Source organism: Streptomyces sp. PH9007 (assembly GCF_059813725.1).
The window spans coordinates 454,827-475,090 of the sequence record NZ_CM187440.1; the positions used below are offsets into that span (position 1 = coordinate 454,827).

A 20,264-nucleotide genomic window follows, 5' to 3' on the forward strand; every position below is an offset into this window, starting at 1 on the left:
TGAAGTGTGAGGACAGGGGGTTTGCGATGTCGGCGCTGGACGATCTGCGCAACGCGGCGGGCATTGATTTCGACTTCGCGCCGGGCGCGCAGGTGCCGCTGTCCGGGGCGGGCACCGGGCACTCGGGGATGAGCCAGGCGCTGGCCTCGGTCGCCTACCGGGACGTGCCTCCCGAGGACATCAAGGAGCCGAACGACGCCGCCGGGGTGAAGAAGGGCAAGTTCACCCTGCTGGAGCCCAATCTGGGCGAGGCGTTCACCCGCGCCGTGGAGACCCGGATGATCGCGGACGGCCGCAAGCCGCTGGTGCAGTCCTTCGGGGCCGACCCGCAGACGGTGGTGGAGCACGCGCTGTCCGCCAAGCGGATCCGCAAGCAGCGGGACCGCCGGCTGACCCTCATCATGGGCATCTTCGGGGTGCTGTTCCTGCCGGGCGTGCTGATATGGCTCGGGCTGTTCCAGCTGCGCCGCACGTTCGCCGGCTCCCAGGGCCGGCAGGCGGGCTTCCTGGGCACCCTCACCCTGGTGGCGATCGCCGCGCTGATCGCGCTGCTGGTGATCAGGGTGCCGCTGGGCGGGCCGATCCGGCTGTACGTGTGGAGCATGCTGCCGGCGCCCATCATCGGCTGGTACTGGGCGAAGCAGATCTCCGAGCGCACCGCGCAGAATCTGCGCGCGCACTGGGCGGACCTGGCGGGCGGCGGCGGCTCGGGCGCGATGATCCCCGAGGCCGTTCCGCAGAACCCCAACGACAAGGAGGCGGAGCGGCTGCGGGTGGGCCTGGCCAAGCTGGCCGCCGAGCAGAACAGCAACATCGTCCACTACGCGGGCCCGCAGGGCATTCTGGGCATGGGGGTGCGCTGGGGCAGCTGGCAGCTGGCCGAGGAGCTGGTGCCCAAGGACCCGGGGCGCGAGATCGACCCGTTCCGGGCCTGGGACGTCGCCCGTGCCATCCACGACCAGTTGCGGATGCTGGAGCGCGGCCCGCTGCACACCGGTGGCTTCCCCACCCCGTCGATCAAGCACTGGGTGGTCCGTCACATAGGGGAGGGCGCCGGCGCGATCAGCCGGCCCATGGGGGACACCGCCGACTCGTTCGGCATCGACAACATCGAGGTCCAGCGGATCTGCAACGAGCAGCAGTTCGACAGCGGGGACCGGCACTATCTGGGTGTGCAGTTCGTGCTGTGGGACGGCGAGCTGGTGCTCACCATGATGATCACCGTCACGGTGCTGCACCACACCCTGCGGATCGAGGTCACCGGGCACGCGCTGGGGCCGATCCACGGGTTCTTCCGCAAGGGCCCGGACGGCAAGTCCAAGGAGATCCGCGACCCGGTCAAGTTCTGGAAGAAGAAGAAGGTGCCGCTGCCGCTGGTGGACGCCAAGGAAGTGGTCCGGCTGGCCGCCCGCGCCCCGCTGACCTGGTTCCCGGCCAAGCTGGACGCCTACGGCGGCACCATCTCGCTGCCGGAGCCGTTCGGGCTGCGGCACACCTGGGCGGGCAAGCCGTGGCGGCACCGCTTCATGGCGGACGACGCGCTGCGCGCGGCCACCCCGGTGCTGCGGGTGGCTCACGCGGCGGCCTTCCGGGTGCTGGAGGAGAACGGCGTGGACATCAGCCGCTTCGAGGGCCGTTCGCAGGCGCTGGGCGGCGCGGTGCAGGCCGCCGAGCCCCGTAAGGCCGACGAGTACAACATGTGAGGCGCGGCCCGTGGCGGGCCGCGCCGGGTCAGCCGGCGGGCCAGGCGGCGGCGAGCAGCCGCCTGGTGTCGGCGAGCAGTTGAGGCAGCACCTTGGTGTGCCCGACCACCGGCATGAAGTTGGCGTCGCCGCCCCAGCGGGGTACGACGTGCTGGTGCAGATGCGGGGCGATGCCGGCGCCGGCCGCGCTGCCCTGGTTCATCCCGATGTTGAAGCCGTGCGCGCCGGAGGCGGTACGGATCGCGGTCATCGCGCGCTTGGTCAGCAGCGCGAGTTCGGCGGTCTCGTCCTCGGTCAGCTCGGTGTAGTCGGCGACGTGCCGGTAGGGCACCACCAGCAGATGACCGCCGTTGTACGGATAGAGGTTGAGCACGGCGTACACCTGCTCGCCGCGGGCGATGACGAGCCCGTCCTCGTCGCTCTTGGTAGGGATGACGCAGAAGGGGCAGCCGTCACCGGCGCCGTCCCCGTGCGGCTTGCCCTCGCCCTGGATGTAGGCCATCCGGTGGGGGGTCCACAGTCGCTGGAACGCGTCCGGCGTCCCCACCCCGATCTGCTGCTCCGGCTCGCTGTTCATCTGAGTTCCTTCGTGGGCTCCCCCGCTTTCGGGCGAGAGAAGAAGCGGACACGCGGCTTGTATACTCAAAGAGCTTGGCCGACCACGAAGCGTGTCAGCCGAGCTTACCGCCGGGCTGGTGGGAAGTCAGGTCTGTGGAGCTTGTGTAAGACCGTGGGCGGTACACCGTCCCTTCGCTGGTAACCCCAGGCGGCAACGGGCTGTGAAGCAGAAAGGTCCGGTCCGCGAGGGCTGGGATTCCCTTCGTTCTTTCACGAGGGGGAGGAGGTCAAGGCGGTCAGCATAGGCTCCGCCGGGCGGTCCGGGGTAATCCCGGACCGCCGGCCGGCGGGCGATCAGACCTGCACGCGGGCCTCGACGGCCTCGGCGATCTCGCGCAGTGCCTCGTCGCGCGGGATGCCGTTCTTCTGGGAGCCGTCGCGGTAGCGGAAGCTGACCGCGCCGTTGGCCACGTCGTCGTCACCGGCGATCACCATGAAGGGGATCTTGGCCTTCTGGGCGTTGCGGATCTTCTTCTGCATCCGGTCCGAGGAGGAGTCGACCTCGAACCGGAGCCCGGCGGCCTTGGCCTCGGCGGCGAACTCCTCCAGGTAGGGCACGTGGGAGTCGCCGACCGGGATGCCGACCGCCTGGACGGGGGCCAGCCACGGCGGGAAGACGCCCGCGTAGTGCTCCAGCAGGACCGCGAAGAACCGCTCGATGGAGCCGAACAGGGCCCGGTGGATCATGACGGGCCGCTGCCGGGAGCCGTCGGCGGCGGTGTATTCGAGGTTGAAGCGCTTGGGCTGCTGGAAGTCGACCTGGATGGTGGACATCTGCCAGGTACGGCCGATGGCGTCCTTGGCCTGGACGGAGATCTTCGGGCCGTAGTAGGCGGCGCCGCCCGGGTCCATGACGAGTTCCAGGCCCTGCTTGCCGGCGGCCTGGCGCAGCGTCTCGGTGGCCTCCTCCCACTCCTCGGGCTCTCCGATGAACTTGTCGGAGTCGTCCCGGGTGGAGAGTTCGAGGTAGAAGTCGTTGAGGCCGTAGTCGCGCAGCAGATTCAGGACGAAGGTCAGCAGGCTGTCGAGTTCGTCCGGCATCTGCTCGGTGGTGCAGTAGATGTGGGAATCGTCCTGGGTGAATCCCCGGGCCCGGGTGAGGCCGTGGACGACTCCGGACTTCTCGAAGCGGTAGACGGTGCCGAACTCGAACAGCCGCATCGGCAATTCCCGGTAGGACCGCCCGCGCGCCCGGAAGATGAGATTGTGCATCGGGCAGTTCATGGCCTTGAGGAAATAGTCCTGCCCCTCGAACTCCATGGGCGGGAACATCGACTCGGCGTAGTTCGGCAGATGCCCGGAGGTCTCGAACAGCTTGGCCTTGGAGATATGGGGGGTATTGACGAATTCGTACCCCGACTCCTCGTGCCTGCGGCGCGAGTAGTCCTCCATCACCTTGCGGATGACTCCGCCCTTGGGGTGGAAGACCGCGAGGCCGGAGCCGAGCTCCTCGGGGATGGAGAAGAGGTCGAGTTCGGAGCCGAGCCGGCGGTGGTCGCGCTTCTCGGCCTCGGCCAGGAACTCCAGGTGCGCCTTGAGTTCGTCCTTGGTGGGCCAGGCGGTGCCGTAGATGCGCTGGAGCTGCGGGTTGCGCTCGCTGCCGCGCCAGTAGGCGGCGGCGGACCGCATGAGCTTGAAGGCCGGGATCAGCCGGGTGCTGGGCAGGTGCGGACCGCGGCACAGGTCCTTCCAGCACAGTTCGCCGGTCTTGGCGTCGACGTTGTCGTAGATGGTGAGTTCGCCCGCGCCGACCTCGGCGGAGGCGCCCTCGGCCGCGTCGGCGGCGGAGCCCTTGAGGCCGATCAGCTCGATCTTGTAGGGCTCGGCGGCGAGTTCGGCGCGCGCCTCGTCGTCGGTGACCACCCGGCGGGCGAAGCGCTGACCCTGCTTCTGGATCTGCTGCATGCGCTTCTCGATACGGCCCAGGTCCTCGGGGTGGAAGGGCTGCTCGACGTCGAAGTCGTAGTAGAAGCCGTCCTTGATGGGCGGGCCGATGCCCAGCTTGGCCTCGGGGAAGAGGTCCTGCACGGCCTGGGCCAGCACGTGGGCGGTGGAGTGCCGCAGGATGTTCAGGCCGTCGTTCGAGCTCAGCTCGACCGGCTCGACCTCGTCGCCGTCGGCGAGCGGGTGGGTGAGGTCGCGCAGCTCGCCGCCGACGCGGGCGGCGACGACGGAGCGCTGCCCCTCGAAGAGGGCGGCGGCCGTGGTGCCCGTGGTCACCACGCGCTCTTCCCGCTCGGAATCGCGTTGGATGATCACACGGACGTCTGACACCGGTCTCTCCTGACGTTGGCGGCTGCTCGATGCGCAGCGCTCGCTGCGGTTTCGCATGGTACCGAGCGGGCTGGCCCGGCCGCGAAACGGTTGCGGGGGCCGGAGCGCGAAGTCCGGCCAACCAACGCAAGAAGGCCGGTCCTTGACGGACCGGCCTTCCCAGGGCGTGGGCGATACTGGGATCGAACCAGTGACCTCTTCGGTGTGAACGAAGCGCTCTCCCGCTGAGCTAATCGCCCTGGGCTGGTGCTTTCGGGCTGTTCCCCTCGGCACGAGAAGAACCATACACAGCTCAGCGCCCCAGAACCAAATGAACTCCCGGCGGGCGACCGGGCCCTCGCCGCCGGCCGGGGCGCGGGGCGGAGCGCGGCGGGCGTCACCGGATGGCGCATCACTCGTTGACAAGGGCGGTGCTCTCTGTAGCCGACTGGGCACAAAATGGCACTCGCCCATTCGAATGATGTCAAGCATCGCAAATAGGACAGAGGGGTTTACAACCGGCGCGTACGTGGCATGTCGAATTCGCCGACGTGCGAATCCCCGAGCGCACACTGAGCGAAAGGCCCTGGCGCTTATGAACACCACGGTCAGCTGCGAGCTGCACCTGCGCCTCGTTGTATCGAGCGAGTCTTCACTGCCTGTACCCGCGGGGCTGCGGTATGACACGGCGGACCCCTACGCCGTACACGCCACATTTCACACCGGAGCCGAAGAAACCGTCGAGTGGGTTTTCGCCCGCGACCTCCTGGCCGAGGGGCTGCACCGGCCCACCGGGACAGGAGACGTCAGGGTGTGGCCCTCCCGCAGTCATGGCCAGGGGGTCGTGTGCATCGCACTCAGCTCCCCGGAGGGCGAAGCACTGCTTGAGGCCCCCGCCCGGGCCCTGGAATCCTTCCTCAAGCGCACCGACGCCGCCGTCCCGCCGGGCACCGAGCACCGGCACTTCGACCTCGACACCGAGCTCTCGCACATTCTCGCGGAGAGCTAGAGACCCGCCGGTTCTCCGCGCCGTCCGACTCGGGGCGACGGCGCGGGGCCGGCGTCGCACACAGCGCACAGCGCCGTCGCGGACCACGCGGCGGCGCTGTCGTGTCACCGAGCGGCTAAAGTCCGGGGGCAGGAACGCCAGGGAGGGCGGATCCCCGCCCCTGACCCCACCGGGAGACGGCCTTGCTGATCAACCACGACACCCGGTGTGCGCTCACCCATACCGTGGATCTGCTGAACACCGCCCTCGGCGACGGCTCGCCGGACGCGCTGAGCACCGTGGAGCAGCTGCGCTCCTACGTCGAGTCCCACGATCTGAGCGGCGTCCAGGTGGGTGCCCTGAGCGAGGCGGACCTGGCGGGGGTGCGCCGGGTGCGGGAGCTGTTCGCGGCGGTGTTCGCGGCGGGAACGGACCGGGAGGCCGCCGAGCTGATCAACGCGATGGTCGCGAAGGCCGGCACCACCCCCCAGCTCACCGACCACGACGACCACGACTGGCACGTGCACTACTTCGCGCCGGGTGCCTCGGTCGCCGACCATCTCTCCGCGGACTGCGGGATGGCGCTGGGGTTCTTCCTGGTCGCCGGGGAACGGGAGCGGCTGCGGCGCTGTGACGCGCCGGACTGCCGCCGGGCCTTCGTGGACCTGTCCCGCAACCGTTCGCGCCGTTACTGCGACAGCAGGACCTGCGGGAACCGGCTGCACGTGGCCGCCTACCGGGCCCGGCAGCGGCGCTCGGCCTCGCACAGCGGCGGCTGACCCTCCCCCGGCCGGAGGGCGGGCCGCCGCGCGGCCGGCGCCCCGTCGTCACAACCAGAACCGGTCATGGACCCCCGAGATGAGCAGCAGCACACCGATGACCGTGAGGAAGAGGATCAGCGGCGGCTGCGAGAGCGCGAACAGGCAGCCCCTGGCCTCCGGATCACCGGGGTCAGGGGCGGGACGGTCGGCCGTGTCGGGCCGGATCGGGGGATCGGGAGCGTGCTGCTCCCCGGTGAAGTGCGCCATGTCGCGGTGATCATGACGCAGCGGCCGGCCCCTCCGCGATCAACACACCTCATATGAGCGGGGATTCGCTCTTTCGAGGGTCTGGTCATATGCCGTGCTTCTTCAGGATGGCCTCGATGTCCGAGAAGTCGTCGGCGGGCGCCGCCGCGGGGGCGGCGGCACGGCCACGCTTGGCGGGCAGCGCGGGGGCCTGCGCGGCCGGCTCGGCCGCGGCCTGGCCCGTACCACCGGCCCCGCGGCGGTCCGCGAACCCGGCCACGAAGAAGATCAGCACGGCGAGACCGATGACCCCCAGGCCCGCCCAGGCGACCGGGTTGAAGGTCATGTTGAGCACGAACCGCACCACACCCGTCATGGCGAGCCCCACGGGCAGCAGCGAGAAGGCCGCCACCCGCAGCGCGGTGGCGTAGCGGCGGCGCTTGGCCACCAGAAAGGCCACACCGAGGCCGGCGGCGGTCAGCAGGGTGCAGAATGTTCCGATCAGCATCCTTCCATCCTGCCTGGCGCCGCTCCCGGAGGCCATGGCCGCAGCGGGGGGATCAGGGACAATTCGGGGTAGCGGCGGGCCGCCGCGGTCCGGCTGGAAGACTGGGGGCATGAGCGAAGCAACCGGCCGCACCGTCGTTCTCGACGTGTGGTGCGACCTCCAGTGCCCCGACTGCCACCGCGCCGAGAGCGATCTGCGGGCCCTGCGCGAGCGGTTCGGCGACCGGCTGGAGATCAGGCGGCGGCACTTCCCGCTGCCGGGCCACCGGCACGCGCAGGCCGCCGCCCAGGCCGCCGAGGAGGCATACGCGCAGGGCCGGGGCGACGCGTACTGGACGGCGCTGCTGGAGCGCACGGCGGAGCTGGGCGAGCGCGGGGAGCCGGTGCTGAGCGAGGTGGCGCGGGCCACCGGGGTGGACGCCGAGGAGATCGAGACGGCGCTGATCGACGGCCGTCATCTGCTGGCCGTGGACGCCGACCAGGCCGAGGGCCAGGCGCTGGGGGTGCGTGGCACCCCCAGCTACGTGATCGCCGGGCAGCGGCTGGACGGTGGCGCGAGCCAGGACGGTCTGCTGGAGCGGATCGGCGAGATCGCCCAGGAGGAACTCGACCGGGCCTGAGCGGCCGGGACGGCCCCGCCTGGCTCGGAGCCGGGCGGAGCGACCGGGAAGGCCCGGCGCGGCCCCGACCGCGCTCTCGCGTCCGGGGCGGGGCGTGCGGTGCCCGAGCCGGTCAGAGCAGCGGCTTGTGCAGCCGCAGGGCCACCGGGCGGTAGCCGAGGGAGTCGTAGAGCCGGCGGGCGGGGGTGTTGGCGGTGAGGACGCTCAGGCCCAGCAGTTCGCCGCCGGCGGCGGCGGTGAGCCGCTCGGCCTCCCGCAGCAGCGCACGGCCGTGTCCCTGCCCCCGGTGCGCCTCGGCGACCTCCACCGCGTACACGTAGCCGTCCGCCCCGTACGGCAGCGGCCCCGGGCCCGTCGACAGCCACAGGGTGCCCACGTCGGTGCCGTGCCGGCTGAGCACGCGCAGCACGGTGCCCTCGGTGCGGTGGCCCTGAGGCAGTTGTGCCGCGAGCAGGGTGTCGGCGTGCGCGTCGGCGTCCTCGGGCCCGGCGCCCTGCGCGCGCCGCGCGGCGGCGAGCCGCTCCCGTTCCGCCGCGTGCCAGGCCGCGTACTCCCGCTCCCCCATCGGCCGGATCTCGCCGCCCGCCGGGAGCGGCGGCGGCTGCCCGGCCGGGCTCTTGACCAGCCAGCGGTTGCGCTCGGTGTAGCCCAGCGCCGTGAACAGCCCGATCGCCGGGGCGGCTTCGGCCGGGATGTCCACCTCGGCCCGTACGCATCCCCAGCCGCGCAGGATCTCCTCCGCGGCCAGGGCGGCCACCGTGGCCCGCCCCCGGCGGCGGTCCTGCGGCGCCGCGATGCCCAGCTCCTCGATACGGCCCGCGGCCGGCCCGTACCCGGGGACACGGGTCAGCCGCAGGCCGCCCACCGGGCGGGAGTTGACGCGTATGTCGTAGCCACGGGTCCGGCCGCCGTGGGCGGAGCGCTCCTCGGGCCCGTTGGGCCGCACGGTGGTGGTCATCTCGCCTTTCAGGGGTCGATGTCGGCCGCGGAGCGGGCCTGGAAGACGCGCAGCGCCTCGGCGGTCACGGGGCCCGGGGCGCCGGGCAGTTCGCGGTCGTCGACGCGGCGCACGGCCTGCACGTCGCGGGTGGAGGAGGTGAGGAAGATCTCGTCGGCCCGCTGGAGCACGTCCATCGGCAGCTCGGTCTCCTTGGCGCCGGCCCATTCGACCACCAGGGCCCGGGTGATGCCGGCCAGGCAGCCGGAGGCCAGCGGCGGGGTGTGCAGTTCGCCGTCGAGGACGACGAAGACATTGGTGCCGGTTCCCTCGCACAGGGCGCCGGTGGTGTTGGCGAACAGCGCCTCGGAGGCGGCCTGCTGGTGGGCGCGGGCCAGGGCGATGACGTTCTCGGCGTAGGAGGTGGACTTGAGCCCGGCCAGCGCGCCGCGCTCGTTGCGGGTCCAGGGCACGGTGATGACGGCGGTGGTGGCGGGCCGGCGGGCCGTCTCGGCGTGCGCGATCAGCAGGGTGGGCGGTGCGTCGCCGCGGTCGGAGCCCAGCGGGGAGGTGCCACCGGTGTAGGTGATGCGCAGCCGGCCGAAGGGCACCGGCTCGCTGTTGTCCAGCACCGCCTGGCAGGCGCGGCGTACCTCGTCGCGGTCGGGCTCGGGCAGGCCGAGTCCGGCGGCGGAGGCCGCGAGCCGGTCGAGGTGGCGGCTCATCGCGAAAGGGCGGCCGTGCTCGGTCTTCAGCGTCTCGAAGACTCCGTCGCCGACCGTGAGTCCGTGGTCGAAGACGGAGACCTTCGCTACGGCGGCGTCCCGCAGCTCACCGTCCAGCCAGATCAGCGCCATGGTGTCGTTCTCCTGTCTCGTGCGTGGTGCCCGACGCTACCGTGAGCAGCCGTTCGGCCTTGAGTTCGGTCTCCGCCCATTCCCGCTCGGGGTCCGACCCCCAGGTGATACCCGCGCCGGTGCCGAAGCGCAGCACCGGAGGGCCGCCGGTGCGGTCGGTCCAGAAGGTGCGGATGCCCACCGCCAGCTCGCCCGTGCCGCGATCGGCGTCGACCCAGCCGATGCCGCCGCAGTACGGGCCGCGGGGAGCACGTTCCAGTGTCTCGATGATCTTCAGGGCGCTGGGCTTGGGCGCGCCGGTGACCGAACCGGGCGGGAAGGTGGCGGCGAGCAGGTGCGCCCAGCCGGTGCCGGGGGCGAGTTCGCCACGGACGGTGGAGACGAGGTGGACGAGCCCGGGATGGGGCTCGGTGACACACAGTTCGGGAACGGTGACGCTGCCGGTGGCGCAGACCCGGCCCAGGTCGTTGCGGACGAGGTCCACGATCATGACGTTCTCGGCGTGGTCCTTGGGCAGCAGGTCGGCGGCCGTGCGGCCGGTGCCCTTGATGGGGCCGGATTCCACGGTGTGGCCGCGGCGGCGCAGATACAGCTCCGGGGAGGCGGTGGCGATCTCCACGCCGTGCCCTGGCAGCCGTACGGTGCCGGCGTACGGGGCGGGGTTGCCGCGGGCCAGCAGCGCGGTGAGGGCGTCGATGTCGGCGGCGGACGGGTCGGGCAGCGGGGCGGTCAGGACCCGGCAGAGATTGGCCTGATAGACCTCGCCGGCCGCGATGTGCTCGCGGATGCGGCGGACGGCGGCGGTGTAGGCGGCGCGGTCCAGGGAGCTGTGCCAGCTCGTGGGGTCCGGGCCGCGCCAGCGGCCGGTCCTGACCGGGAGGGCGGGGGCGCGGCGCACCTGTCCGAAACGGGCGCACAGCGGGCCGCCCTCGTAGTCGGCCACCACCGCCCACCAGCCGGTGGAGTCCAGCGCGGCGGGGTCGCGGGTGACGTCCCGCAGGTCGGTGGCCAGATACCCGCCGAGGCGGGCAAGCGGAGCAAAGTCGTGCACATGTGCGAGTCTAGGCCGCGGATACGGGCCCTACCGAGTTTGAGCTGGCCCGCGGATCCGCTAGAGTTCATGACGTCACCAGGGAGCGCAAGCCTCCCGGGGGGCATACACACTGCGGACGTAGCTCAGTTGGTAGAGCACCACCTTGCCAAGGTGGATGTCGCGAGTTCGAGTCTCGTCGTCCGCTCGAAGGGGGCCTGGCCCCCTCCGGTGGAGTGGCCGAGAGGCGAGGCAACGGCCTGCAAAGCCGTCTACACGGGTTCAAATCCCGTCTCCACCTCGGACGATTAGCTCAGCGGGAGAGCGCTTCCCTGACACGGAAGAGGTCACTGGTTCAATCCCAGTATCGTCCACTGGGTCCTTCACGGACCTTCCCGCGCGATTAGCTCAGCGGGAGAGCGCTTCCCTGACACGGAAGAGGTCACTGGTTCAATCCCAGTATCGCGCACGCGAGATCAGCGTCACACGGACGATTAGCTCAGCGGGAGAGCGCTTCCCTGACACGGAAGAGGTCACTGGTTCAATCCCAGTATCGTCCACCACCGGCAAGGGCCGGGAGGCCACACGGCTTCCCGGCCCTTCCCCTTTGCCCCATGGGCTGTGTACGTACGCGGTGCCCGGGCAGCTCCCCAGCTGCCCGGGCACACATGCCGTCCGCCTGACCCCCGTCCCCACGGGGTGTTGGCCGGTGTCCCCGACCCGGGCCGCTCTCCCGGGTCCGGAGCGCTCTTCAGCGCCCCAGAAGTCCGGCCACGGACGACGCCTGTGTCACGACGGCTTCGACGCCGCCGATCACGACCGCGAGTGTGATGGCGAGCGGCAGCACCATGGCCACCGCGACCAGCGGATGACGCCGGGCCGCCCTGGGCGAGCCGCCGGTCAGCTGCGTCATCTGTCCACTCCCGTCGAGTTGTTGGCAAGCGGCGGGCGGGTGACCTCGGGGGACGAGTGCTGCGCCCGCCGCTTGACCTCAACATTAGGCGGCGGCCCCCGTCCCGGCGTCAGCCCGGCGTATTGAACCCGGGGCCTCCCAGGGGATGACGCGGGGCCCCGGGGGCTACTCCCCAGGGTGGACGAGAGGTGGGATTCACCAGGGGTTTCCCCCAGGGGACCCGCGCGCCGCACGCCCTTCTCGGCGTTGTGGCCGCCCAGTCCGTAAGCTGTGCGACGGCTGTTGAACAGCACAAGGACCGGGCTGCGAGGTAGAGATGGCGATGATGCGGCTCCGGCGCGAGGACCCGCGGGTCATGGGGGCGTTCCGGCTCCACCGCCGGCTGGGCGCCGGGGGCATGGGGGTGGTGTACCTCGGCTCGGACCGGCGCGGGCAGCGGGTGGCGCTCAAGGTGATCCGGCCCGATCTCGCCGAGGACCACGAGTTCCGGGCCCGGTTCGCCCGCGAGGTGTCGGCGGTGCGCCGCATCAGAGGGGGGTGTACGGCCCGTCTGGTGGCCGCCGATCTGGACGCCTCGCGTCCCTGGTTCGCGACCCAGTACGTGCCGGGGCCCTCGTTGCACGACAAGGTCGCCGAACAGGGCCCGCTGTCGGCCGCCGAGACGGCCGCGATCGGTGCCTCGCTCGCCGAGGGTCTGGTCGCCGTGCACGAGGCGGGGGTGGTGCACCGGGACCTGAAGCCGTCCAACATCCTGCTGTCGCCCAAGGGTCCGCGCATCATCGACTTCGGCATCGCCTGGGCCACCGGCGCCTCCACCCTCACCCATGTGGGCACCGCCGTGGGCTCGCCGGGTTTCCTGGCGCCCGAGCAGGTACGCGGGGCGGCCGTCACCCCGGGGACCGACGTGTTCTCGCTGGGCGCCACCCTGGCGTACGCCACGCTGGGCGACTCGCCGTTCGGGCAGGGCAGTTCGGAGGTGATGCTCTACCGGGTGGTGCACGAGGAGCCGATCCTGCGCGGCACCCCCTCGGCGCTGGCCCCGCTGCTGCGCGCGTGCCTGGCCAAGGCCCCGCAGGAACGGCCCAGCACGCTCCAGCTCGCGAGCCGGCTGAAGGAGATCGCCGCCCGCGAGGCTCGCGGCACGGCCCTGGCCCCGCGCCCCAGGCCCCGCCCCACGGTGCCCGCGCCCGCCGCGGCGCCGCAGCAGGCCCGTACCGCCCGTCCGGAGCCCGCCGCCCCGGGGCCGCGCCCCTCCCCCGCCCCGAGGCCCGCCGCCCGGCGGCCCGCACCGGGACCGGTACGGCGCGGGGTGGACCGCGGGCTGCTGCGGCAGCGGCTGATCGTGTTCGTGGTGGTGACGCTGCTGGTGGCGCTGGGCATCGCGGCGGCCCAGGGGTGTCAGGGCCCGGTCTGAGGAGGCCGCGCGGTGGCGACGGCGTAGAAGGCCACGGCGGCGGCAGCGGCCACGTTCAGCGAGTCCACGCCGTGCGCCATCGGGATGCGGACCCAGGTGTCGGCCGCGGCCAGGGCGCGCGGGGTGAGCCCGTCGCCCTCCGCGCCGAGCAGGAGCGCGATCCGCTCCGCCGTCCCGTCCCCGCCCAGGGCGTCGGCCAGGTCCACCGCGCGCGCGTCGGGGGTGAGCGCCAGCAGCCGGAACCCGGCCTCGCGCACCCCGGTCAGGCTGTGCGGCCACTGGGCGAGCCGCGCGTACGGCAGGGAGAACACCGCACCCATCGACACCTTGACCGAACGCCGGTAGAGCGGGTCGGCGCTGTCCGGTGACAGCAGGACGGCGTCCATGCCCAGGGCCGCCGCGCCCCGGAAGATCGCGCCGATGTTGGTGTGATCGTTGACGGCCTCCACCACCGCGACCCGGCGGGAGCGGGCCAGCAGGTCCGCCGGGTCCGGCAGCGGCAGCCGGTGCATGGAGGCCAGGGCGCCGCGGTGGACGTGGTAGCCGGTGACCTGCTCGGCCAGTTCGGGCGTGACGACGTACACGGGGGCGCCGCAGGAGGTGATGACATCGCCGAGCGCCTCGGCCCACTTGTCGGTGAGCAGCATCGAGCGCATCGGGTAGCCGGCCGCCAGGGCGCGGCGGATGACCTTCTCGCCCTCCGCCATGAACAGCCCCTCGGCGGGCTCCCGGCGGCGGCGCAGGGCGACGTCGGTCAGTGCCGTGTAGTCGGTGAGCCGGGGGTCGGCGGGGTCGGTGACGGGGATCAGCGGCACGGTCACGGGGTCTCCTCCGGGTGGTCCGCGACGGTCACCACAGCGCCGACGACGATCACGGCGGGCGGCCGGACGCCGGTGGCGGCGATGCGCTCGGCTGCCGTCTCCAGAGTGGCGTCGACGCGCCGCTGGGCGGTGGTGGTGCCGTCCTGGATCACCGCCACCGGCGTACGCGGGTCCCGGCCGTGCCCGATCAGGGTGGCGGCGATCGCGGGCATCCGTTCGACCGCCATCAGCAGCACGAGGGTGCCGCGCAGCCGGGCGAGACCCGCCCAGTCCACCAGCGACGTGGGGTGGTCCGGCGCCACGTGGCCACTGACCACCGTGAACTCGTGTGCGACACCGCGGTGGGTGACGGGGATGCCGGCCGCGCCGGGCACGCTGATGGCGCTGGTGACCCCGGGGACGACGGTGACCGGGATGCCGGCCTCCGCCAGTGCCTTGGCCTCCTCCATGCCCCGGCCGAAGACGTACGGGTCTCCGCCCTTGAGCCGCACCACGGACTTCCCGGCCCTGGCGTGCTCGATGAGCGTCCCGTTGATGGCGTCCTGGGCCATGGCCCGGCCGTAGGGGATCTTGGCGGCGTCGATGACCTCGACGTGGGCGGGCAGTTCGTCCAGCAGGTCGCGCGGCCCGAGCCGGTCGGCGACCACCACATCGGCCTCGGCCAGCAGTCGGCGGCCCCGCACGGTGATCAGGTCGGGGTCTCCCGGGCCGCCGCCGACCAGTGCCACCCCGGGCGTGCGGGTCCGGTGCCTGGGCGCGGCCAGGGTGCCCTCGCGCAGCCCTTCGACGACGGCGTCCCGTACGGCGGCGGAGCGCCGCGGGTCACGGCCGGTGAGCACGGCGACGGTGACCCCCTCACTGCGGCCGGTGGCCGGGGTCCAGGCGGTGGCGGCGCCGGCGTCGTCGCTGCGGACGCACCACACGCGGGAGCGCTCGGCCTCGGCGGAGGCGGCGGCGTTCACCTCGGGGTCGTCGGTGGCGACCAGCGCGTACCAGGCGTCGGCCAGGTCACCGGGCCGGTATCCGCGCCGTTCCCAGCGCAGTTCGCCGGCCTCGGCCATGGCCTGGACGGAGGGGGTGACGGCGGGGGCGACCAGCAGGATGTCGGCTCCGGCGGCCAGCAGGGCGGGCAGGCGGCGCTGGGCGACGGTGCCGCCGCCGAGCACCAGGACCCGGCGACCGGTCAGCCGCAGTCCGACGGGGTACGCGGGGTGGTCGGGGTGTGGCTGTGGCATGGGTGACGCGGCTCCTGGTGAGCGAGCGGGATCGCCGCTGCGACGCTGGAGCGGCTGTGATGAGCTGGGTGGCGGCCGGGGCGCAACGCCCCGGCCGCCACCCACACAGTACGGTCCTCAGTTCTTGTCGCTGACGCCTGCCGCGTCGAAGGTGGCGACCTCCCGCATGGCGCGGGCCGCGCTCTGCACCACCGGCAGCGCCAGCAGCGCCCCGGTGCCCTCGCCCAGCCGCAGGTCGAGATCGACCAGCGGGCGCAGTCCGAGCGCGGTGAGCGCGGCCATGTGGCCGGGCTCGGCGCTGCGGTGCCCGGCCACGCACACGGACACCGCCTCGGGGGCGATGGCGCGGGCGGTGAGCGCGGCGGCCCCGGCGCTGACCCCGTCCAGGATCACCGGGACGCGCAGCGAGGCGCCGCCGAGGATGAACCCGGTGAGGGCGGCGTGTTCGAGGCCGCCGACCGCCGCGAGCACGCCGATGGGGTCGGCGGCGTCGGGCCGGTGCAGGTGCAGGGCGCGGCGCACGACGTCGATCTTGCGGGCGTGGGTCTCGTCGTCGACGCCGGTGCCCCGGCCGGTGACCTCGGAGGGCTCGCTGCCGGTGAACACGGCGATCAGCGCGGCGGCGACGGTGGTGTTGGCGATGCCCATCTCACCGGTGAGCAGCGCGCGGTTGCCGGCCGCCACCAGATCGCGGGCCGTTTCGATCCCGACCTCGATGGCGCGCTGCGCCTCTTCGCGGCTCATGGCGGGGCCCGCGGTGATGTCGGCGGTGCCCGGCCGTACCTTGCGGGGCATCAGCCCCGGCTGGCCCGGCAGTTCGCCCCGCACGCCGACGTCGATCACGCACACCTCGGCGCCGACCTGCTGGGCGAAGGCGTTGCACACCGCTCCCCCGCCGAGGAAGTTGGCGACCATCTGGCCGGTGACCTCCTGCGGCCAGGGCGTGACGCCCTGGGCGTGCACCCCGTGGTCGCCGGCGAAGATCGCGACGGCGGCCGGCTCGGGCAGCGGCGGCGGGCAGCGGCGGGACAGGCCGCACAGCTGGGCGGAGATGACCTCCAGGGCGCCGAGCGCGCCGGAGGGCTTGGTCATCCGCTTCTGCCGCTCCCACGCCTCGGCCAGGGCCTGGGCGTCCAGGGGGCGGATGTCCTCCAGCGTCTCGCTGAGCAGATCGTGCGGCTCGGCCCCGGGCAGCGCGCGGCGGCCGTAGGACTCGTCGTGCACGACCCAGGACAGCGGGCGCTGCCGGGCGGGCCCGGTGGGCGCGGTCTCGGTCTCGTCGGCGAACGCGTCGACGTAGCCGATGCAGAGGTAGGCCACGATCTCCAGGTGCTCGGGGAGTTCGAGGGTACGCACCAGCTCGCGGTCGTCGTAGAAGCTGACCCATCCGACGCCGAGGCCCTCGGCGCGGGCGGCGAGCCAGAGGTTCTCGACGGCGAGCGCGGAGGAGTACGGGGCGAGCTGGGGCTGCTGGTGCGGCAGCGGGGTGTGCCGGCCGCCCCGGGTGGGGTCGGCGGTCACCACGATGTTGACGGGGGTCTGGACGATCGCGTCGGTCTTGAGCTCTTTGAACTGCTTGGCGCGGCCCTTGGGGAGTGACTTGGCGTACGCCTCGTGCTGGCGGACGGCCAGTTCGTGCACCTGGGTGCGGGTCTCGGCGGACCGGATGATGACGAAGTCCCAGGGCTGGGCGTGCCCGGAGGTGGGCGCGGTGTGCGCGGACTCCAGGACGCGCAGCAGGACTTCGTGCGGGATGGGGTCGGGCAGGAAGCCGTGCCGGACGTCGCGCGGCTCGCGCATGAGCCGGTGCAGGGCGGCGGGGTCCGCCGCCGGGGGGGCGGCGGAGGTGGCCGGGCGACCGGACGGCGCGGCGACGTGTTGCGTTATGGAGACGGCGCCGGGGGCCGCGGCGGGGGTGGCGGGCGGAGCGCCGGCCGGGGGTGCGGCCGGGCCGTTGGCCGGGGCGGCCGGGGCGGTGGCTTCCGGCGCGGGGGCGGCCGGGGGGCCGGCCGGTACGGGAGCCTCCGGCGTCCCGTCGGGGAGAACGGGCCCGGCCTCGGTGGGTCCGCCCGGCTCGGGCGCCACGGCATCGGCGGCGGGAGGTGCTCCGGCGGCGTCGGCCGCCGGCGCGGGCGCGGCGACGGTGCCCGTGGCCGGTGTTCCGCCGGGGGCGACGGGGTCCGCCGCAGCGGGAGCCGGGAGGGCTCCCCCGGCTTGGGCCGCCGTGGTGGCCGGTGCGGGCACGGTGACGGCACCGGGCGGGGCCTCGGCAGCGGCGGCCGGCGGCGGCGTAACCGCAGCGGCGGCCGAGGGCTCGGCCGGGGATTCGGTCGGAGTGGCGGGCATGGGGTGCGCCGCGCCCTGGGCCTCGGCCGATGTGCCGGGGGCGGACGCCTCCGGCTCGGCAGGCGACGCGCCCTGCGGGGCCACCACGGCCTCGGCGGGGGCGGCTGCGGCGGCCGGGGGTTCCGCGACGGCGTCGCTACCCGCCGGGTCGGCGGCGGGCGCGGGAGCCTCGGTTCCGTCAGGCGCGCCCGGAGTAGCGGCTTCGGGTGCCGACCCTTCGGTCACAGGGCCGTCGTGGGTGCCGGGGACGGCGGGCGCCGGGGCGTTGCCGTCGGCCGGGGGCGCGGGCACCCCCGCAGCTCCTGCGGCGGGGGCCTGGGGCGCACCCGGCGCGGCGGCGGTCATCGTTGCCGGGCCGGCCCCGGGCGTGGCAGCCGGGGTGCTGCCGTCCGCCGGAGGGCCGACCGGCTCCGCCGGGACGGCGGCGGGCGCCGGGGCGGCGTCGGTCTCACCCGGGACGGGCGCGCCGGGGGCCCCTCCTGCGGCGACCGGGCTGCCCGCAGCGGCGGCGACGGCACCGTCCGGGGAAGGCACCGCCGAACCGGCGGCGGGGGACGGCGCGGGAGCAGTCGGAGCCCCGGCGGGGACGGGTGCCGGCCCGTCCGGGGCGGCAGCCGCCCCGGACGGTGCGGCGGGAGAGCCTTCGGGGGCCGTCACGGTTCCGTCCGTCGTTTCGGGAGTGGTGGCGACCACCTCGCCGGGCTCACCGGTCGCGGCCGGCTTCTCAGCGGGTGGCTTCTCCTGGCCGACCGCGTCGGCTGCGGCTTCGGGCGTGCCGGGAGCGGTGGGCGCTTCACCGGGCACGGCCGGTCCGGCGGCGGCATCGGCCGGCGGGGGCGCTTGCCCGCTGCCGGTAACGGGAGGTGCGACGGCCCCGGGGGCGCCATCGGCCGGTGTCGCGGTCTGCGGGGCACCCGGAACGGCCGCCCCGCCGGAGGCGGAGGCCTCGGCCTCGGGCCCGGCGGACACGGCGCCGTCACCGACCACGGGTGCGGCGTCGGCTGCCGGGCCGGGAACGTGCGCGCCCTGTCCGGGAACGGCGGCGGGCGCCGCGTCGGGGACCGGAGCCCCCGGAGCCGCGCCGCTGTCATCGGCCGCGGGGGCCGTCGCGCCGGCCTCGGCCGGGTCCGCCACGGGGGCCACCGGGCCGCCGCCTGTGTCGGCGCCGGGGGCCGGAACGGGGCCGGCGGCGGGCGTCGCCGGGGCAACACCCGGCGTCGGCGCGCCGGATGCCACCGCCGTGGCCACGCCGCCGCCAACAGAGGCGGCCCCGGCCGGAGGTGTGTCCGGACGCGGGTTCGGGTTCGGTTGCGCGGCAGCGGTCACGGGCGCCTGCGCGGCGCCCGGTGCCGGCACCGGCGCCGCCGGCTGCGGCCACGCAGCCGGCGCACCCCCGGGACGGGGGGCGGGGAACAGCGGAGCCAGTTGGGCCGGTCTCGGGGCCGCCGGAGTGATCGGCTGCGGGGTGGGCGCCGCGTCGCCCCAGGCGACATGCGCCCCCGGCATCAGCAGATCTTCCTCTTCGCCCTCGACGACATCGTCCGCCTGGACCGGGAAAGGAAAGCCCTGTTCCGGCTCTCCCCCCTCCGGGATCCGGCCGGTGTCCGTCATGCGTACCCCTCGCCCATCGGTAGTGCTCTGCCGGGTTGCGCCGGGCTCATCCGGACATTGGCGGATGAATCATCAAGTCCGGCCGTCGGCACAACGATCCACCAGCCTACCGCTGCCCGTACCCGCCCGGGGTCGTGGGTCGTACGAGTGGCCCGGGATGCTCCCGGTTTGTCTTCGCGCTGGTCACAGACGGCTTCCGGCCAACAGGAACACCACGGAACGGCCCCGTTCGGACCACTCCTGGGTCTCCAGTTCCACCGATTGCAGGAGCGTGCAGCGCACGGTGTAGCCGGCGCCGCTGAGCACCCGCCCCGCCGCCTCCGCCTGATCACGGGTCATGGCGTGGGTGACGATCCGCTGCGGCCTGCGGTCCGCGCAGGCGACGAGGGTGCGGTGACCGCCACCCCCGACGCGTACCACGTCGGGCTCCGGCAGCGACTGGAGCACCTGGGGGGCGACCCCGTGCACCACGTGCAGTTGCACGCCGAACCGCCGGGCGGTGGCGCCGGCCAGGGCGCAGGCGTCGGCGTCCCGGTCGACGGCGATGACGGCGGCGCCGAGCCGCGCGGCCTCCAGGGCGGCCAGGCCGCTGCCGGCGCCGATGTCCCACACCAGGTCGCCCGTGCGCGGGCCGAGCACGGCCAGTTCCAGCGCCCGCAGTTGCGGGGTGCGGCCGGGGGCGGGCAGGGCGGTCTGCTGATAGTCGGCCGGTTCGAGGCCCCAGCCGCGCGGTTCGACGACCGCGGCCGGGTCCTGGCCGGCCAGCCAGCTCTCCCCCGTGCCGCTGGTCCCGCCGACGACGATGACCAGGTTGGGGTCGGTCCAGCGGTGCCGCGCGACCTTGTCGGAGGTGAGCACGGACACCCGTTCCCGGTCGGTGCCCAGCGACTCGCAGATGACGAAGGTACGGTGCACGTCACCCAGCAGCAGGGCGATCTCGGCGGGCCCGGCGCCGGGTGAGGTGAGGACGGCGACCTTCGGGTGGGCCCGGCACACGTTGACGGCGCGGCGCAGGGTGCGCTGCTGCGCCGTGACGACGCGGGCGTCGTCCCAGGGCATGCCGACGCGGGCGAACCCCGCCGCGACCGCCGAGACGGCCGGCATCACCTCGACCTCCAGGCCGTGTTCGAGGTCACGCAGGGTGCGGACGACGCCGAAGAAGCCGGGGTCACCGTCGGCGAGGACGACCGCCGTGCCGCGGTGCGCGGCGATCCGGCCGGCGGCCAGGCTGAGGCTGCCGAGCTGGACGCGTTCGGCCCGGGCGGGAACCTCGGGCAGCACCAGGTGCCGGGGGGCGCCCGCGACCAGCGTGGCGGCGCTCAGGGCGGCCTGTGCGCCCGGGGTGAGCGGGCTGCCGTCCCATCCGATCACGGTGACGCGGTCGGCCATGTACGGGGAGCTCCT

General features: G+C 73.7%; 17 protein-coding genes and 6 tRNA genes. 10 read left to right on the forward strand and 13 right to left on the reverse strand.

Annotated features, from left to right (window positions below; all coding sequences use genetic code 11):
* Positions 1-26 precede the first annotated feature (26 nt).
* The gene (locus tag ACTFAP_RS01885; RefSeq protein WP_495683231.1) at positions 27-1,703 is read left to right on the forward strand and encodes an AbeC-like domain-containing protein; all 1,677 of its coding nucleotides are present in this window, start codon (positions 27-29) and stop codon (positions 1,701-1,703) included.
* Between the two features lie 28 nt (positions 1,704-1,731).
* Here the strand turns inward: ACTFAP_RS01885 and ACTFAP_RS01890 are convergent, their stop codons facing one another.
* The 3 genes from ACTFAP_RS01890 to ACTFAP_RS01900 form a co-directional block, all read right to left on the reverse strand.
* On the reverse strand, positions 1,732-2,280 hold the full coding sequence (locus tag ACTFAP_RS01890; protein WP_453853942.1) for an HIT family protein: 549 nt from the start codon (positions 2,278-2,280) through the stop codon (positions 1,732-1,734).
* 335 nt (positions 2,281-2,615) lie between these two features.
* Positions 2,616-4,595: a threonine--tRNA ligase gene (gene thrS / locus ACTFAP_RS01895; protein WP_390125154.1), complete on the reverse strand. Its 1,980-nt coding sequence runs from the start codon at positions 4,593-4,595 to the stop codon at positions 2,616-2,618.
* Positions 4,596-4,762: 167 nt separating this feature from the next.
* Positions 4,763-4,834 (reverse strand) — tRNA-Val (locus ACTFAP_RS01900).
* Between the two features lie 335 nt (positions 4,835-5,169).
* Between ACTFAP_RS01900 and ACTFAP_RS01905 the strand changes: the two genes are divergently transcribed.
* On the forward strand, positions 5,170-5,583 hold the full coding sequence (locus tag ACTFAP_RS01905) for an SsgA family sporulation/cell division regulator (RefSeq protein ID WP_003959770.1): 414 nt from the start codon (positions 5,170-5,172) through the stop codon (positions 5,581-5,583).
* 182 nt (positions 5,584-5,765) lie between these two features.
* Positions 5,766-6,341 (forward strand): CGNR zinc finger domain-containing protein, encoded by a 576-nt coding sequence (locus tag ACTFAP_RS01910; RefSeq protein WP_390125157.1) that lies wholly within the window; start codon positions 5,766-5,768, stop codon positions 6,339-6,341.
* Between the two features lie 48 nt (positions 6,342-6,389).
* On the opposite strand, the gene ACTFAP_RS01915 is transcribed toward ACTFAP_RS01910, so the two are convergent.
* Complete coding sequence (locus tag ACTFAP_RS01915) at positions 6,390-6,590, reverse strand: hypothetical protein (protein ID WP_495685047.1); 201 nt, start codon at positions 6,588-6,590, stop codon at positions 6,390-6,392.
* An 85-nt stretch (positions 6,591-6,675) separates the two neighbouring features.
* Complete coding sequence (locus ACTFAP_RS01920) at positions 6,676-7,077, reverse strand: hypothetical protein (RefSeq protein ID WP_436981846.1); 402 nt, start codon at positions 7,075-7,077, stop codon at positions 6,676-6,678.
* A gap of 109 nt (positions 7,078-7,186) precedes the next feature.
* On the opposite strand from ACTFAP_RS01920, the gene ACTFAP_RS01925 reads away from it, so the two are divergent.
* Positions 7,187-7,696, forward strand: coding sequence for a DsbA family protein (locus tag ACTFAP_RS01925; protein WP_390125163.1), 510 nt, complete (start codon positions 7,187-7,189; stop codon positions 7,694-7,696).
* Between the two features lie 112 nt (positions 7,697-7,808).
* Here ACTFAP_RS01925 and ACTFAP_RS01930 read toward each other — a convergent pair whose 3' ends face one another.
* Genes ACTFAP_RS01930 through ACTFAP_RS01940 form a run of 3 tightly spaced genes read right to left on the reverse strand, consistent with a single transcriptional unit; the run spans position 7,809 to position 10,541 of the window.
* Positions 7,809-8,654, reverse strand: a complete 846-nt coding sequence (locus ACTFAP_RS01930) for a GNAT family N-acetyltransferase (protein WP_500468043.1) — start codon at positions 8,652-8,654, stop codon at positions 7,809-7,811.
* Between the two features lie 8 nt (positions 8,655-8,662).
* Positions 8,663-9,490: an aminotransferase class IV gene (locus tag ACTFAP_RS01935; protein WP_500468044.1), complete on the reverse strand. Its 828-nt coding sequence runs from the start codon at positions 9,488-9,490 to the stop codon at positions 8,663-8,665.
* On the reverse strand, positions 9,465-10,541 hold the full coding sequence (locus ACTFAP_RS01940; protein ID WP_500468045.1) for a chorismate-binding protein: 1,077 nt from the start codon (positions 10,539-10,541) through the stop codon (positions 9,465-9,467). The genes ACTFAP_RS01935 and ACTFAP_RS01940 overlap by 26 nt, the downstream gene beginning before the upstream one ends.
* Before the next feature lie 114 nt (positions 10,542-10,655).
* Here ACTFAP_RS01940 and ACTFAP_RS01945 point away from each other — a divergent pair.
* The 5 genes from ACTFAP_RS01945 (at position 10,656) to ACTFAP_RS01965 (ending at position 11,083) form a co-directional block, all read left to right on the forward strand.
* Positions 10,656-10,728 (forward strand) — tRNA-Gly (locus tag ACTFAP_RS01945).
* Positions 10,729-10,750: 22 nt separating this feature from the next.
* Positions 10,751-10,821 (forward strand) — tRNA-Cys (locus ACTFAP_RS01950).
* Between the two features lies 1 nt (position 10,822).
* A tRNA-Val gene (locus ACTFAP_RS01955) sits at positions 10,823-10,894 on the forward strand.
* Positions 10,895-10,917: 23 nt separating this feature from the next.
* A tRNA-Val gene (locus ACTFAP_RS01960) sits at positions 10,918-10,989 on the forward strand.
* Between the two features lie 19 nt (positions 10,990-11,008).
* Positions 11,009-11,083 (forward strand) — tRNA-Val (locus ACTFAP_RS01965).
* A gap of 188 nt (positions 11,084-11,271) precedes the next feature.
* Here ACTFAP_RS01965 and ACTFAP_RS01970 read toward each other — a convergent pair.
* On the reverse strand, positions 11,272-11,433 hold the full coding sequence (locus ACTFAP_RS01970) for a hypothetical protein (RefSeq protein WP_390125171.1): 162 nt from the start codon (positions 11,431-11,433) through the stop codon (positions 11,272-11,274).
* 316 nt (positions 11,434-11,749) lie between these two features.
* On the opposite strand from ACTFAP_RS01970, the gene ACTFAP_RS01975 reads away from it, so the two are divergent.
* A complete protein-coding gene (locus ACTFAP_RS01975; protein ID WP_390125173.1) occupies positions 11,750-12,847 on the forward strand; it encodes a serine/threonine-protein kinase in 1,098 nt (365 codons plus the stop codon).
* Here ACTFAP_RS01975 and ACTFAP_RS01980 read toward each other — a convergent pair.
* The 4 genes from ACTFAP_RS01980 to cbiE form a co-directional block, all read right to left on the reverse strand.
* Positions 12,832-13,668, reverse strand: a complete 837-nt coding sequence (locus tag ACTFAP_RS01980; RefSeq protein ID WP_495683237.1) for a TrmH family RNA methyltransferase — start codon at positions 13,666-13,668, stop codon at positions 12,832-12,834. The genes ACTFAP_RS01975 and ACTFAP_RS01980 overlap by 16 nt on opposite strands.
* Positions 13,665-14,903: a uroporphyrinogen-III C-methyltransferase gene (cobA, locus tag ACTFAP_RS01985; RefSeq protein WP_495683238.1), complete on the reverse strand. Its 1,239-nt coding sequence runs from the start codon at positions 14,901-14,903 to the stop codon at positions 13,665-13,667. The genes ACTFAP_RS01980 and cobA overlap by 4 nt, the downstream gene beginning before the upstream one ends.
* 117 nt (positions 14,904-15,020) lie before the next feature.
* Positions 15,021-18,392: a nicotinate-nucleotide--dimethylbenzimidazole phosphoribosyltransferase gene (gene cobT, locus ACTFAP_RS01990; RefSeq protein WP_500468046.1), complete on the reverse strand. Its 3,372-nt coding sequence runs from the start codon at positions 18,390-18,392 to the stop codon at positions 15,021-15,023.
* Positions 18,393-19,043: 651 nt separating this feature from the next.
* Positions 19,044-20,249: a precorrin-6y C5,15-methyltransferase (decarboxylating) subunit CbiE gene (cbiE, locus tag ACTFAP_RS01995; protein ID WP_495683240.1), complete on the reverse strand. Its 1,206-nt coding sequence runs from the start codon at positions 20,247-20,249 to the stop codon at positions 19,044-19,046.
* Positions 20,250-20,264: the final 15 nt, after the last annotated feature.

Coding starts and splice junctions, on each gene's coding strand:
- ACTFAP_RS01925 (WP_390125163.1), top strand. CDS start 7,187: ATGAGCGAAGCAACCGGCCGCACCGTCGTTCTCGACGTGTGGTGCGAC.
- ACTFAP_RS01920 (WP_436981846.1), bottom strand. CDS start 7,077: ATGCTGATCGGAACATTCTGCACCCTGCTGACCGCCGCCGGCCTCGGT.
- ACTFAP_RS01930 (WP_500468043.1), bottom strand. CDS start 8,654: ATGACCACCACCGTGCGGCCCAACGGGCCCGAGGAGCGCTCCGCCCAC.
- cbiE (WP_495683240.1), bottom strand. CDS start 20,249: ATGGCCGACCGCGTCACCGTGATCGGATGGGACGGCAGCCCGCTCACC.
- ACTFAP_RS01890 (WP_453853942.1), bottom strand. CDS start 2,280: ATGAACAGCGAGCCGGAGCAGCAGATCGGGGTGGGGACGCCGGACGCG.
- cobA (WP_495683238.1), bottom strand. CDS start 14,903: ATGCCACAGCCACACCCCGACCACCCCGCGTACCCCGTCGGACTGCGG.
- ACTFAP_RS01975 (WP_390125173.1), top strand. CDS start 11,750: ATGGCGATGATGCGGCTCCGGCGCGAGGACCCGCGGGTCATGGGGGCG.
- ACTFAP_RS01905 (WP_003959770.1), top strand. CDS start 5,170: ATGAACACCACGGTCAGCTGCGAGCTGCACCTGCGCCTCGTTGTATCG.
- ACTFAP_RS01970 (WP_390125171.1), bottom strand. CDS start 11,433: ATGACGCAGCTGACCGGCGGCTCGCCCAGGGCGGCCCGGCGTCATCCG.
- ACTFAP_RS01885 (WP_495683231.1), top strand. CDS start 27: ATGTCGGCGCTGGACGATCTGCGCAACGCGGCGGGCATTGATTTCGAC.
- ACTFAP_RS01935 (WP_500468044.1), bottom strand. CDS start 9,490: ATGGCGCTGATCTGGCTGGACGGTGAGCTGCGGGACGCCGCCGTAGCG.
- ACTFAP_RS01915 (WP_495685047.1), bottom strand. CDS start 6,590: ATGGCGCACTTCACCGGGGAGCAGCACGCTCCCGATCCCCCGATCCGG.